10 protein-coding genes and 1 tRNA gene are annotated in these 15,267 nt (G+C 39.1%); 6 read left to right on the top strand and 5 right to left on the bottom strand.

Annotated elements, in window-relative coordinates:
• The first annotated feature begins 2 nt into the window (after window positions 1-2).
• The 6 genes from mce (at window position 3) to SJY45_RS12955 (ending at window position 6,370) form a co-directional block, all read left to right on the top strand.
• Window positions 3-404 (top strand): methylmalonyl-CoA epimerase, encoded by a 402-nt coding sequence (mce, locus tag SJY45_RS12980; RefSeq protein ID WP_400071215.1) that lies wholly within the window; start codon window positions 3-5, stop codon window positions 402-404.
• A 60-nt stretch (window positions 405-464) separates the two neighbouring features.
• A tRNA-Ile gene (locus SJY45_RS12975) sits at window positions 465-538 on the top strand.
• Between the two features lie 336 nt (window positions 539-874).
• A complete protein-coding gene (locus SJY45_RS12970; RefSeq protein WP_400071213.1) occupies window positions 875-1,837 on the top strand; it encodes a S41 family peptidase in 963 nt (320 codons plus the stop codon).
• A gap of 242 nt (window positions 1,838-2,079) precedes the next feature.
• Window positions 2,080-2,637 carry a helix-turn-helix domain-containing protein gene (locus SJY45_RS12965; protein WP_400071211.1) on the top strand — a complete coding sequence of 186 codons (558 nt, stop codon included), beginning with the start codon at window positions 2,080-2,082 and terminating at the stop codon, window positions 2,635-2,637.
• Window positions 2,638-2,707: 70 nt separating this feature from the next.
• Entirely contained in the window at window positions 2,708-5,206 is a 2,499-nt protein-coding gene (locus SJY45_RS12960) for a heavy metal translocating P-type ATPase (protein ID WP_400071209.1), read from the top strand.
• Window positions 5,207-5,347: 141 nt separating this feature from the next.
• Window positions 5,348-6,370 carry a LacI family DNA-binding transcriptional regulator gene (locus tag SJY45_RS12955; RefSeq protein ID WP_215436882.1) on the top strand — a complete coding sequence of 341 codons (1,023 nt, stop codon included), beginning with the start codon at window positions 5,348-5,350 and terminating at the stop codon, window positions 6,368-6,370.
• Window positions 6,371-6,405: 35 nt separating this feature from the next.
• Here the strand turns inward: SJY45_RS12955 and SJY45_RS12950 are convergent, their stop codons facing one another.
• The 5 genes from SJY45_RS12950 to SJY45_RS12930 all read right to left on the bottom strand — a co-directional run bounded on the left by SJY45_RS12950 (window position 6,406) and on the right by SJY45_RS12930 (window position 15,089).
• The gene (locus SJY45_RS12950) at window positions 6,406-8,280 is read right to left on the bottom strand and encodes a DUF5060 domain-containing protein (RefSeq protein ID WP_400071207.1); all 1,875 of its coding nucleotides are present in this window, start codon (window positions 8,278-8,280) and stop codon (window positions 6,406-6,408) included.
• Window positions 8,281-8,348: 68 nt separating this feature from the next.
• Complete coding sequence (locus SJY45_RS12945; protein ID WP_400071205.1) at window positions 8,349-9,455, bottom strand: hypothetical protein; 1,107 nt, start codon at window positions 9,453-9,455, stop codon at window positions 8,349-8,351.
• 25 nt (window positions 9,456-9,480) lie between these two features.
• Window positions 9,481-10,155 (bottom strand): hypothetical protein, encoded by a 675-nt coding sequence (locus SJY45_RS12940; RefSeq protein WP_400071203.1) that lies wholly within the window; start codon window positions 10,153-10,155, stop codon window positions 9,481-9,483.
• A gap of 16 nt (window positions 10,156-10,171) precedes the next feature.
• Window positions 10,172-11,926 carry a RagB/SusD family nutrient uptake outer membrane protein gene (locus tag SJY45_RS12935; protein ID WP_400071201.1) on the bottom strand — a complete coding sequence of 585 codons (1,755 nt, stop codon included), beginning with the start codon at window positions 11,924-11,926 and terminating at the stop codon, window positions 10,172-10,174.
• Between the two features lie 16 nt (window positions 11,927-11,942).
• A complete protein-coding gene (locus SJY45_RS12930) occupies window positions 11,943-15,089 on the bottom strand; it encodes a SusC/RagA family TonB-linked outer membrane protein (protein ID WP_400071199.1) in 3,147 nt (1,048 codons plus the stop codon).
• Window positions 15,090-15,267 lie beyond the last annotated feature (178 nt).

Raw genomic sequence — 15,267 nt, 5'->3', positions numbered from 1 at the left:
AATTGGAAAAAATAGAGCATATAGGTATAGCGGTACACGACTTAGATGCGGCTAATGAACGCTTTGGAAAGCTCTTAGGACAACCTCATTATAAAGTTGAAGAAGTGCCCAGTGAAGGTGTGCGTACGTCTTTTTTTAGAACAGGGGAAAGTAAGATAGAACTTTTGGAATCCATAGAACCCACGGGCCCTATAGCTAAATTTTTAAGTAAAAATGGAGAAGGAATGCACCATATAGCTTTTGCCGTAGACGATATTGAAAAAGAAATGGAAAGATTAAAGGCGGAAGGTTTTACTTTGATCAATGAAAAACCTAAAAAAGGTGCTGACAATAAGCTAGTTGCTTTTCTCCACCCCAAGAGCAGTAATGGGGTGTTGATAGAATTATGTCAAGAAATAATGTAGTAGCTTATAAAATAGCTTGCACCACCAAAAAATAAGTAGTAATATTGCAGTCCAATTTTTGGTCCTATAGCTCAGTTGGTTAGAGCACCTGACTCATAATCAGGTGGTCCCTGGTTCGAGCCCAGGTGGGACCACAGAAAACCTCTCGGGACATCCGTTCTTGAGAGGTTTTTTTATTTAAGCCCTTTTTCTTCAAGCGAACACTACTATACTCCTTTAGAATAAACTTCGATATCTATAAAGATTTTTAATAGCTGGCGAAGAAATTCTTGTTCATTTAATTAATTCGGACTTTTCCTTTTTCCACTTATTATTAATGTTAAAAGCAACCTGAATAGCGTTGAATTTTACTACAAATAACGATATTTAAAGTCGCAGGGAAGATATTAGTCTATTTTACAGCGACAAAAGTGTAACATTGGTTAAAGCATCTCAAACCAATAAAAATTTAGTCAAATTAAAATTAACGAATGAGAATAGCAGTTTTATGCATCACTCTTCTATTGATTTCTCTCTCTTGTAAAAGAAAAGAAGAATGGAATGAGGAGGCTTTCTATAATCAAGTGATGAGGATAATTGAAGAAAAGTCAATCAAACGTAATGAGGTAGACTGGATAAGTTTAAAACAGACTGTTAAAGATTCAATTAAACAGTTTTCCACAAATGAAGACGTCTATAATGCTATTGATTATGCTTTAGAACTGGTAGATGATGGACATAGTGTTTTTTTTGCTCCAGAAAATTCTGATAGGATATATGAAAATCGGCTTTTAATGGATACATTGACAGTTCCGGTCATTCATGCGAAAATCATAGAGGACGATATAGCGTATATGAAATTGCCAGGATTTTTTGGAAATGATAGTCTATCAAATGTATATGCCTTAAAGGTTAGAAAAGCCTTATTAAAGTTGGATACTTCAGAAAAATTAAAAGGTTGGGTAATTGATTTGAGAAAAAATTCAGGAGGCAAAATGCCAAGTGAATCCTTAGGGTTATCGCCCTTGTTTAATCAACCATTAGTTGGAATTTCTTGCGACAATCAAGAAAGGTTGACAAAAGTGTGTTGTAGTAATGGTAATTTTTATTTTGGCGATTTTAAAATGGATAGTTTAAGGTATGAATCAACTTTAAGAAATAAGAATAAAAGAATTGCGGTATTAATAAGTAACCGTACGGCAAGTGCAAGTGAATTTCTTGCTCTTGCGTTTAAATTTCAAGATGGAACCAAAACTTTTGGCTCAAAAACAATGGGTAAAACTTCAATCCTTAATTTTATTGAATTTAGAAGTAATGCAAAGTTGCTATTGGCCCAAGAGTATTATTGTGATGAAGATAGCATTAAAGTCACATCAGGAATTCTCCCTGATGTGCAATGTGACAGCACAGAGAGTTTGTCAAAAGCAATAGAATGGATAAAGTATAATTTATAGTGTTCTAGAAAACTAATCAATAATATGACGATAAAATCGCCAAGGGAAAATCTTTAATTTATCACTCTACTTTTTTGTAACCCATAGTCATTCGCAAAAATTATAAGAAAAGCAGCAAGGTTTTAAATTTTAGAGGTAATCACTGTGTAAAGTTTACTTGCATAGGCTCGACAAACCAGTTAACATTTCATACCTTTTACTAGGTTTGGCAAATAGCTGGCACGGCAACAAAAAGAATATAGATGAACGAGACATTCTACATTAAAAATATGGTCTGTAACCGCTGTATAGCTTCGGTTTTGGAAATTTTCACTTCGGAGGGCTATACCGTAGAATCCGTTGAATTGGGAAAAGTAGTTGCTACCGAAGGCCCCGAAAGTGATAAGAAAAAACTATCCCATACTCTTGTCCAGACCGGGTTTGAACTCATCATAAACGAAACCGATACCCTTCTAGAACAGATAAAAGTGAAGCTGATTCATAAAATTGAAATCGGAGAAACCGAAAATCTCTTTCAATCCCTGGCCGAGGAATTCGGTAAGACGGAAACGGCACTTAGCAAGCTATTCAGCAAGTCCGAAGGTATGACCTTGGAAAAATACACCATCAACCTAAAAATTGAAAAAGTAAAGGAATACATTCAGCTGGGCCAGCTCAATTTTTCTGAAATAGCATACAGCCTAAATTATAAGACCAGTAGCCATTTGGCAAGGCTGTTTAAAACCGTAACGGGAATGTCTATGACCGACTACAAAAGTTTAAAAAATTGGGATAGAAAAACCTTGGACAAAATTGTATAAATAAGAATCGTAATTGTGTAAAAGATTCGCTTGGCCTCTTAGTAATTTTACATTCTAAAATTAAGAGGAAATGACACATACCTATCATATACACGGAATGACCTGCAACGGGTGTCGCGGTCATGTAGAGCAGGCGCTTTCTAAAGTAGCAGGTGTAACCCATGCTTCGGTAAATCTAGAGAAAGCGGAAGCAGTAATCCAAATGGAGTCCCATATTCCTTTAAAAATATTTCAAAAGGCATTGTTAGATGACGGTGGTTCGTACAGCATCCATAATTTAGGGGAACACGGGCATGAAGTAAAGAAAAAAGAAAGTCCTAAAGGTAAGGGCACAGGTACTTTTTACTGCCCCATGCACTGCGAGGGTGATAAAACCTATGATCAGGCAGGTGATTGTCCTGTATGTGGAATGGACCTGGTTGAGGAGCAAAACCTAAGTGCTAACGCTTCCGAACAATGGACGTGCCCTATGCACCCGGAAGTGGTTCGGGATGAGCCTGGAAGTTGCCCTATTTGTGGTATGGATTTGGTGCCTATGCAACCGGATCTCTCCGCTGAGGAGAAAACGTACAAGAAGCTTATAAAGAAGTTTTGGATCGCATTGGGCTTTACCCTGCCTGTGTTTGTGATTGCTATGAGCGAGATGGTTCCTAACAATCCTCTTTACGATGTAATGGGGCAAAAGTGGTGGAACTGGATTCAGTTTGGACTTTCCCTGCCTGTTGTTTTTTACGCCACGTGGATGTTCTTTGAGCGTGCTTACCGAAGTATCAAAACATGGAACTTAAATATGTTCACCCTAATAGGTATTGGTGCGGGAGTGGCATGGGTTTTTAGTGTCTTTGGAATGTTGTTCCCAGATTTCTTTCCACCACAGTTCAAGACGGATTCAGGTGCGGTGCATGTCTATTTTGAAGCAGCTACCGTAATTCTCACCTTGGTTCTTATGGGGCAGGTATTAGAGGCCCGGGCGCATAGTAAAACCAATTCAGCAGTAAGGGAATTATTGAAACTGGCACCTAATAAAACTATCCGAGTAGTAGATGGAAAGGAAGAAGAGGTTGCCATAGATAAAATTCAAAAAGGGGATACGTTAAAGGTAAAACCTGGAGATAAAATTCCGGTAGACGGTATCATAATTGAAGGCGAGACCACTGTAGATGAATCCATGATTTCAGGAGAACCGTTACCAGTTAACAAAGTAACGGAGGACAAGGTCAATAGTGGAACCATAAACGGAAATAGGTCTTTCTTAATGAAGGCGGAAAAAGTAGGGAATGAAACCTTATTGTCGCAGATCATACAAATGGTGAATGACGCTAGCCGTAGTCGGGCGCCTATTCAGAAGTTGGCGGATACGGTCTCAAGCTATTTTGTGCCTATCGTGGTAGTAATTTCTGTAATTACTTTTGCTGTTTGGGCCATTTGGGGTCCTGAACCTGCCTATGTTTTTGCGTTGGTAAATGCTATAGCCGTGCTAATTATTGCCTGTCCTTGTGCTTTGGGGTTGGCAACGCCAATGTCCATTATGGTAGGTGTGGGCAAAGGTGCACAGAACGGGGTGTTGATCAAGAATGCCGAAGCTTTGGAAAAAATGGATAAGGTAGATACATTAATAGTAGATAAAACGGGAACTATTACCGAAGGAAAACCAACAGTGGAAACGATTGGTGTGTTAAAGGGCGAATATTCTGAACATGAGGTGTTACAGTTTATAGCTTCCTTAAACAATTCCAGTGAACACCCTCTTGCCGAAGCCACGGTAAAGTACGGAAAGGAGCAAGGTGTTGAAATTTTAAGGACAGAGGATTTTGAGGCTATTACCGGAAAAGGCGTGGAAGGGAAAATAAATGGTCAAAAAATGGCTTTAGGGAACCTCAAGATGATGGAGTATGTAAATGCCGCCTTAAGTTCAAACTTAAAATATGAGGCCAATGAACACCAAAAAAAGGGTAAAACGGTATCGTACCTGTCCGTTAATGAGCAAGTAATAGGGTATGTTGTAATTGGCGATAAAATAAAGGAAACGAGCGCAAAGGCTATTAAGGTACTTCAAGAGAAGGGAATAGCCGTTATTATGCTTACGGGAGATAATCATGATACCGCACAAGCCGTAGCCACAGAGTTAAATTTAGCTGATTTTAAAGCGGGAATGCTTCCCGAGGATAAATTGGCCGAGGTACAAAAATTACAGGAAAAAGGACATGTGGTGGCTATGGCCGGCGATGGAATCAATGATGCACCTGCATTGGCCAAAAGTGATGTTGGAATTGCTATGGGAACAGGAACTGACGTAGCCATTGAAAGCGCTATGATAACTTTGGTAAAAGGAGATTTGCACGGTATTGTAAAAGCCCGAAACCTTAGTGATTCCGTAATGAGAAACATTAAGCAGAACCTATTCTTTGCTTTAATCTACAATACAATAGGTATTCCTATTGCAGCGGGAGTGTTATACCCTGTTTTTGGGCTTTTGTTATCACCAATGATTGCTGCTCTTGCCATGAGTTTTAGCTCGGTATCTGTAATTGCGAACGCGTTAAGGTTAAGAGCGGCTAAAATCAATTAATAAATAGTATTTCATGGGTTTTGAAAAGTAGAAATTAAGCAGCGGTTACATTTTTATAGATTGAAATTTAATCTATCTCATTTAGGGTTTGGTAACGACCAGATAATTTAAGTTATCTTTGTTGTTCTCATTATTAGTGATTTGGATAAAAAACAAACGACTTTAAAGGATATTGCCGCAGAGCTTAATGTTTCTATTTCTACTGTTTCAAGAGCATTACAGGGCAATACACGTATAAGTGCGCAGACCAGGGAAAAAGTACTGGAGTTGGCGCAGGAGTATAATTATTTTCAGACAAAGCATATAAACCCTTATGCTAAAAAGAAGATTAAGGCCGTTGGCGTAATTGTACCCAGTATAAAATATCATTTGTACGCTATGGCCATTTCGGGCATAGAGCAAATCTTGGAGAAACATCAGATGCAAATAATCATTTGTCAATCTAATGAGTCGTACGAGAGGGAAAAAATACTGGTAAAGGAACTTATGGATATTGGCGTGGCGGGAATTATAGTTTCGTTGGCCAGTGAAAGCAAGGATTTTGACCATTTTTTAGAAGCTAAAAAAAGAAAGGTTCCGTTGGTGTTCTTTAATCGTCTTTGTGATGAGGTAGAATCGGATAAGGTGATTATTGATAACTTCAAGGCAGCTTACGATGCTACCCAGCATTTAATATCCGTGGGCTGTAAGCGGATTGCATATATTGGAGGTCCAAGAATTTTACAAATAAGCTCAACCCGACTTTTAGGCTACAAGAAGGCTTTATTGGATGCTAATATGTTGGTGGAGGAAAAGTTTATTGAAAATTCTGATTTCACTAGGGAAGGGAACCTTAGTACCGCAAGAAAATTACTGTATTCTCCGGAGCATCCGGACGGCGTTTTGGCCTTTAGTGATCAGGTGGCCATTGGTGTTATGTTAGCAGCGAAAGAACGAGGTCTAAAAATGGCAGAGGATATAGCCATCATCGGTTTTAATAATGAGCCTATAGACGAACTTTTGGAGCCTTCGCTTACTAGTATTGACCAACCTAGCTATCAGATGGGAGTAGAATCTGCAAAACTGATTATAGACCGAATTGAAGATTATGATAAAGAGGTGTCTCGAGTGGTCTTAAAATCAGAATTGGTGATCCGTAATTCTACCAACAAGAACAAGTTGTAGAAAAACAAATCACCAAAACCGATAGTCTTATATAATTAGTTCTTCTTTTGAACCAATATTACCCAATCTTTGTCCTGGTCCTTGGGTGGGTTGCCCAGCGCCACTACACCTTTTGCATCAACCGAAGTTACGGAACCGTCCAATAGGTCTCCTCCGTTTCTAGGGTCGTACCACTTCACTGAAAACGTATTACCCGAATCTCCCAAATTAAGAGAAGTCGTTTCCTTTCCGGGATGTAGATAAACTACATAAACCTCATCGGCTTTAGAAAAGCAGAATGAATCTGGATCTGTGGTTAAATCATCTGAGGGCCGCATTTCCCAAAAAGGAAGGTAGTTTTCAAAAAAGAGTTTGGCATGTAGGTTTTGGTTCCAAAAAAGGTCCCTGCTCCTATAATCCTGACAGGTAAGGTCAGAATGCGGACTGGCATAACCAAAATACCATTCAACACCGTAGCCTCCTGCAAGTAAAGTTCCCCATAAGGCGTTGCCACGTGCATCATTATGTTCCATGTCTTCTGCGTCCGGTAAAAGGGCTATTTTGGCCTTTCCGGGCTCATCAACTGCAATGGCCCATTTTTTACCCGCATCATCGGCGTTTTTCATCCATTTAAGAACCCGTGGGTGCACATCTTTAAAATCGGCCTCACTTAGTTGAAGAGATGCTCCCGTAAGCGAAGATTGGTCACCTACCAGTTCTGCATAACGGTAATCTTGGTCAGGAAACGTATGTAATACCCGGTGTGTATTGTAAGGGTCCAATTTTGCCACATAATCCGTTACTTCCCTAACATTTTCTATGGGTTGGTTGTTTTCTTCACCTATATTCCAGTTCATGGCCAAATGATGCCCAAAACGGGCTATGAGTTCACGATAGTACAATTTGCCCTCAACACCAAAGACACCGTTATCCATTAGATGGTCGGTTTCGGTTTCATGGGTCTTGAAGTGCAGGAACATTCCTTTTCGCTCCCCATAGTCAAAAATACGTTCCCATTGCTCCAACTTTGAAATATCCAAGCGGGTTTTATGGAACATGGTCTGCCATGCTTTTTTGTTTTTCTTATCACTGGCATATTTGGTGTACTCTTCTTCGGATACCTTTAAGCGATATGGAAAAACATTGCGGTCATCACCATCAACGTTAAAAGTCAAAAATGAAAATACGTTAAGACCCTCTGAAGCCAAATAGTTAATGGCGCCTAGTAGGTTTTTACCTTTTTCCCCTTGCCATAATAGGTCCTTGGCATCTTCGTTAAAATCTTTCCTGTGGGGCTCCCATGTCTTTAGTAAGTCTAACGCATTGGTAGTGGCGTCAAAATCACTGTACGCCAAAATATTCTCTGGGGCGTCTACACCCACTTTAATGAAATATTTGCCACTTTCCTTAAATTTAAGATAGTGCTCACCTACATATTCCAACTTGCCTTTGGCCCTGTTGTCTATACCTGTTTTGTCAGATTCGGACACGGTAAAACTACCCATGACACCATCCATATATTCTCCACTGGTGGCGCTGTTACTGGTATCTGCAACGGCAATATTGGTTCCTTTTTTAAAGGAGGCCTTAAAATTCCAATTTCCTGTAGTATTGGGAGCAAAACGTACAATCCATTTGTTTCCTTTTTCCGCTCCTGTTTCTGCAGCATTACCATCGGCCGCGTAAAATCCGGGAACTACAAAGGTTTGATTGTTGTTGGTAAACGTAACGTCTAGACGGTAATCCAAAAAGGGGTTTACTTCGTTCATTTCATCCGTAGATGGGCCGTTAAAGACCAGTTCGATCTTATGCCATTTTTTGAGCTCGCCCTGAACGGTATATTCCGGTTCGGATTCGCATCCTGAAACCAAGGAAGTCATAAAGAGCAAAGCGCTCAGGAAAAATGATGTTTTCATGTAAAGTCTGTTCATGTTTTCAGTTTTGAGTGTGAGTTAATAGGTTGATGAAGTTACTTTGATTTATTTTTTTAAAGTTGAATTTATTGCACTCCTCCGGTAATTTCTTGTAGTTTATCAAAGAAGGCCTTTTTGCGGGGTGAGCTTATTTCCCAGTTTACGGGTACGGATTGGTATCCATCATCAAAACCTTCGTCTTTCATTCTAAAATCAAAATAACCCCAAGACGCATATGCCTTTACAGCTTCGACAAAATTGTTGGATGGTTTATCAAAATCAAAATGGTCGTCTTCATTGAAGACTATCGGCATAGGGCGATAGGAGGGTAATGCACGTACTTGGCTCACCATTTCTGTAATACGAGCTGGGTTACTTACTCCGTTTCCGTGAATCAATACATAATCAGATACCTCAACAACTTTATCCGGTGGTAGCGTGTTTCCATTAAAACTTGTGGAGACTAATAGTGAAGGGGCATTCTTTTTTACTCTAGAAATCAGTTCATGAATACGATGTTCCCCTATAATGGTATGCTGATAAGATTGATTGTTGCTTTCATTGGCTACTTCCAATATAATATTGGTATAGCCTTTGTTCATAATCCATGCTACGGCATTGTCCACCGCTGAAATTACGGCTTGTTCATCTTTTAAACGTTCATCTTGTCCAAAATAAAATAAACTAAGATTGACCACCATACCTAAATCATCTGCTCTTTCAATAATACGGGCCATTCTTTTAACGAACGCAGGGCGTAAACTACCATCCGCTTCAAAGGCATTATTTTCCCAAGGTTGTACTTTTGAGTATCCCTCGGGGCTACCGCCTTGAAAATTTATATTAAATGCCAATAGGCCTTTGGCATACCAGCTATCCATAGCCGATAAGAACTCATTTGTATTACGATTAGCATCCCATTTTTGGGTGTCAGGGTATTTCCATCGATTTACGGTTTCAGGGTTTAAATCGTCAAAAACACCTTGCACCATTCTTGAATTCATTAAAAGACCTTCAATACTATGGCCTTGCCATGTGCGCCCCTTATAGGTTGGTTCTCCATTAATATAAAATTTATCTTTCTCTATGGTAATAACCGTTTTTCCTGTTTTTTTGTTTGGTAGAGGCTCGGTGGCAAAAGAAACGGAAGAGCTAAGTACAATTAGTAGCGATAGAAGAATGTGTATTTTCATAAGTGTGGTTCTTGTTGTTTTTTATCTAATTGGTAGTAACAGTCATTTGATTACTGTAGTTCATGACAGAAGCAGTTTCGGCCTGAGCACCAATCCTTAAATAGTATTCTTCACCTGACTCCAGTCCGTCTATGAGTACAGTACCGGACAGCTGTTCAAGCTCTACGGTTTTTGTAAAATATATATTTGTTCTAGACCCAGTTGCTGCTGTCGGGTATTTTACGGTGCTGCAGTAGATTTCCATTTTTGTAATAGTATTTCCTTGATTTGATAAAATATCATAATCTACAGATATCGCCTGTCCTTGCGCGGTAGCCAATGAAATTTTAGGGGAAATCAAAGGGGTAACTATAAATGATTTTTCTACTATTTCTTGAGAGCTAAAGTCCACGGAAACTGTATCGGAAGCCACTATTGGACCTTCTAGCCAAACTTTATGGGCTTTAGGGTACATTTTTGAATTTTGATAAGATCCTTCCCCATTGACCCGTATCTGTGTGGGCTGCTCATCGCCTTCACCTAGGAGGTAAACGACAAGGTTGTTACTGTTTAAATCTCCGAATAATGCTGTGCCGTCATTATCGCTAACCATGCCCGAAATAGCTCCATTAAACCCAAAATCAGTCACTTCGTCTTCACAGCTAAAAATGATTGTAGCCATGCATGTCAATAAAATAAGTTTTATATTGGTCGTTTTCATCTTTTCCATTTTTTGATTAATACAATGGGTTTTGTTCTAGCAATGGGTTGTTATTTAGCATTTCATTTGTTATGGGTAGGTAGTAATGTTCTTGTCTAAAAACACGATTGAAGGTTTCTGCTAATAATGGTAGGAAATAATATTGATCAGAACTGTAATGCCAAATAATCCTTAAACCATTAAATTGATTGTTCAACACTTCATCGGCAATACGCCAACGTCTTAAATCCCAAAAACGCTTATTCTCGAAGGCAAACTCTGCCATCCACTCGGTCTGTATTTTTTCCAAGGAAATAGTGGTCTCATCTATTAAACTTATCCCAGCTCTCTCTCTGGTGGCATTGAGCGCCGTAACGGCCTCAGTAGTATTTCCAAGCTGGAATTCCGCTTCTGCTTTCGTAAGGAAGACCTCTGCCAATCTTAAAATTGTCCAATCTACCTGACTTTGATTGGCAGGTACGGGTAAGTTGGGTTCATCGCACCATTTGCGTATCAAGAAACCTGAGTTGGTTGTTTTGTCGTCTCCTACCACTAACCTAGAATCGACACCCACTTGCTTAACACCCTCAAAACTTAGGCTAGGGTTATTCACAATATTGGAGGAGTTCGGGGTGGCTCCGGTATCAATACCTTCATAGGTTTGAATTTCATCATCTACAAAGAAGGATCCTTGAAAAAGAACTGTTGCTTTTAAGCGTGGGTCTTTTTCTTTAAAAAGGTCCCATCCATCAGAATATAGATTATTTTCATTGAAAAATTGACTATAATCCGTTGTTGACCCATCCACATTTTCATATTTAAGGATAAAGTCAAGTGTAGGGTTGCATCTAGCACCTTGTCCGCTAGCAAAGCGTGCGGGTGCTTTCCAGTGGTCCCAGTCATGCCTTACCTCAACGCCGTTATACTCTTTGGCGAACATTATTTCACTATTGCCTTCTTCTAAGAATATGTATTGATAATTTTGCGCTTTGTCTTCTTTGCCATTGTAAAGTTCATATGGACCTGAAGTTAAAACGGTATTTGCCGCTGTAGCTGCTTTTTGAAAAAATTCATTGGCTCTGGTTTCGGGCACACCAACAATACCGTTAAGTTGTACTTGTCCATATTTTGCTATGGAAGCGGCCCATAAGTTGGCTCTAGCTTGAAAGGCAAGGGCGGCCCATTTGTTTATGCGAGCAGTGGGGTTTTGGCTTTCACTAGTTTCAAGTAGTCCAACTGCGCGAGTAAGCTCAGCATCTACAAAATCATATACCTCAACTTCGGTATTTCGTCTCTTAAGCTCTTCGGCAATTTCCCCAAAGGGGTCTATTACATCTGAAACAATGGGAACTCCTCCATAGCGTTTGGCCATTTCAAAATAGGCTACTGCCCGCATTGTAGTTACCTCACCTTCTAATTGGGCCTTTACCTCATCTGTAATTGGAGCTTCCGACACATTTGCAAGAAAAATATTGCAATCTCTGATATACTCATAATCCCAATATTCAAGATCATCGGGTACATTGCCTTTGGACATGTTACCTTGAGTAATAGCGTTACTATTTCCACTACTGCCAGTGCCTTCGTCAGAATACTCAAAATAGTCTTCATAGGCAAAAGAAGGAAACCTACTATAAAGGTCAATAACATAACCTTGCATTAAAGATTCGCTTTGCCATACCTCTTCGTCTGAAATTTTATCGAGGGGCTTACGGTCAAGAACATCATTGTCACAACTATAGATTCCTGTTATGAGGGTAATAATTCCTATTATAAATATGTTATTTTTCATTGTATGTTTTTTAGAATTAGAAATCTAGAATCAATCCAAGACTATATGTAGATGTAGAAGGATAGTTTAGGGCGGCGTTGTTTCCTCCGTTAGTATTTTGAAGCTCTGGATCATAAAAATCTAGGGCAGAGAAAGTGAGTACATTATATCCTGAATAAAAGATTTTGAGATTGTCTACTCCAAACTTATTTATGAATTTTTTAGGTAAGTTATACCCTAACTCAATAGATTTTAACCGAATATAATTTCCTTTTTTGTACCAAAAACTAGAATTAGCATTCGTGTTATGGGTTTGGTATCCTGGCCAATAGAACCTTGGAAAGGTCGGGTGAGAATCGGTATTTGCTGGCATTCCCCATTCATTCTGTGGAATATAAGATTCATTGTACATTTCGGCAAATGGGGCATTCCCTCCTCTAAATGGTTCACTTAGATCAGCACTCGCACCATAGTGAATATCGTACAAACCAGCTCCTTGCCATAACATGTTAAAATCTAAGCCCTTCCATGATATAGAATTATTGATACCGAATATAATATCCGGAGAAGTGCCCCTGCCAATAATAACATTGTCTTGTGAATTTATCACACCATCTCCGTTGTAATCTATTAATTTAATATCGCCTACATTAACGGTAGCATTATTTCTACCATCAATTATGGCCCAATTGTCTATCTCTTCCTGAGAGGTAAAAACGCCATCTGCTTTATAGCCCCAACTGGTATCTGACCATTGACCTATTTTGTTGTTTCTTCTAAAATCTTCCTGTGAAGCATATTCGGGTTGGTCTATATATTCAATTTTCTCTCGTGAGTAAGAAACATTACCACCCAGACTAAACCGTATTTCTCCAAACGTTGTGGCATATTGTAAAGACATTTCTATACCCCTATTGCTATATTCTTCAATATTTTCCTTTGGAAGGGTAGCGCCAACTATATCTGGCAATGAAACCTGTCTGTCTCCTAATACGTCACTTCTTTTACGATAAAAGGCATCTATTGCACCTGAAATTTTATTATTAAACAGGCCGTAGTCCAAACCTATATTGGTAGTGGTCATTTTTTCCCATGTAATATTATAATTGGGTACATTGTCGGCATTGATACCTGAGCGTACAACACCATCTACCATTACCTGTGCGGGTTGTATGGAATATGTGGATAGGTATTGGTAATCCCCAGTATTGTCATAACCTAGCTTACCCCATGAAGCACGCAATTTTAAGCTATTTATGAAGGGGAGCTTTTCTTTAATAAAATTTTCTTGTGAAATTCGCCAACCTCCGGATATGGAGGGGAAAGTTCCCCATCTTGTGTCTGCAGGAAATTTAGGGGAACCATCTCTACGTATGTTAAACCCTAATAGATATTTTTCTTTATAACTATAATCCATACTAAATATCTGTCCAATACGACCGTCTTGCCAGCCGCGACCATTGTTTGATTTGTCTAAATCTGGTCCGGCAAAGAGATAGTCTAGGTCAAACTCATAACGGATTCGTTGAGCGTCTATAAAATCTCCTTCGCTGGACAAATGCTCATATACGCCAAGGGCATTAATTCTGTGATTTCCAAACTCCTTGTTCCAACTGAGCATATATTGCTGGTTGATGTTTTTTGAAACTTGACTTTTCTCGTAGAGCCAATTGTAGTTATTAAAGTTTCTATGATTGTGATATACAATATTTCCCTCTGCATCATAATCGAACCAGTATGCAGGGGCTATATTCTCTTTTCTTTTGTCTCGTCTTGAAACTCTATTGTAATTGAAATTGGCCTTGGCGGTAAAACCAAGAGGTAATTTATATGTTAGATTTAATTTGGTGTCTGCGGTCAACTGATTCCACTTTAGATATCCTACATCGCTTATTTTCGTTGCAGATACGGGGTTCAGGTCATCATTTCCCATAGCGGGAAATTTGGTAGGGTCGGGATATTCTCCTGGAAATTGTGGTCTAGAACGATAGAGTAACATCATTACCCCAAGGTGGCCATTTCTATTTGCCATATCCCAACTAGGACCTACATAGTCGTTTTCTAAAAGAGAAATACCAACACCTAAATCCAGATTATCGGTAAGTTTTATATCTAGGTTGGACCTTAAGTTATACTTTTTGTTCTCTAAATCATCAGAACGATAAATACCTTTCTGAGAATAGTACCCGCCAGAAACGAAATATTTGATTTTCTCAGTTCCTCCCCTAACATTAATGTTGTGTTGAGATTGCGGTGCATAATCCCTTAAGGTTAAATCCCACCAATCTGTATTTGGGTACTCAGGATCATTGCCTGCTATAAATTTGTTAATATCTTCATTACTCCATAAAGGATCTAAACCTGCGTTTTGACGCGCTACATTTTCAAATTGTGCATTTTCCCAAGAAGATACGGCGTGTGGTAACATAGTTAATTGTTGCCAGCCAAAATTGGCCGTATAGCTAAATTTGGCATCTTGTATTTTACCTCGCTTAGTTGTTACAAGAATAACACCGTTACCTGCTCTTGCACCATATACGGCAGCGGTTGCGGCATCTTTAAGTACATTAAACTCTTCTATATCATTTGGGTCCAACAAAAGAAACTCCTCATTGGAGGCTGGCATCCCGTCAATTATAAGCAGGGCCTCACCAAAACCTCTTATATTGTATGAAACACCATCATAGTCACCCGGTTGTGCGTTTTTAGTTTGTACAAACACGCCGGTGGCCCTTCCTGCTACGGACTGTGCTATGGTAGGAGTGGGCACTGTGGTTAGTTCTTTTGATTTGATGGTAGAAATGGAGCCCGTTACATCTACTTTTTTCTGCGAGCCGTAGCCAGTAACAATTACTTCATCAAGATTTTCAAGATTTTCTATAAGTGTTATGCTTATGGAGCGCTGTGTTCCAATCTCTACTTCTTGTGGTTCAAAGCCTATATAGGATATTTCAAGAATATCCGAGTCTGGTTGGAGGGTGAGGGAGAATTTTCCATCAAAATCGGTTACTACCCCATTAGTGGTTCCTTTTTGTATTACGTTGGCTCCGGGTAGTGGAAAGCCATCGGATGAGAATACGGTACCGGAAATTTGGTCGTCTTGGGCAAATGTGCAAATGCCGAATAGAAGCGACAGTATGCATAGTGCCCGTGAAATGTAAATCGTAAACGAGATGGTTATCATAGTCTTGAGGTGTTAATTGGTGTAGTGTGGTAATCTTAATTAATATTTCATTGTTTGATGTTGATTTTTCAGGTTGTATTAGAATTTGAAAGCATCAACAAATTCATAATTTTACAATTTGCGCAAACGTTGCGCGTTAATTGAGTTATTGTTATATGATAGGATTATTATTGCAATA

Origin of the sequence: Zobellia russellii, assembly GCF_044597075.1 — a bacterium.
Classification (GTDB): Bacteria; Bacteroidota; Bacteroidia; order Flavobacteriales; family Flavobacteriaceae; genus Zobellia; species Zobellia russellii.
This window is presented reverse-complemented; position numbering and strand designations above follow the sequence as displayed.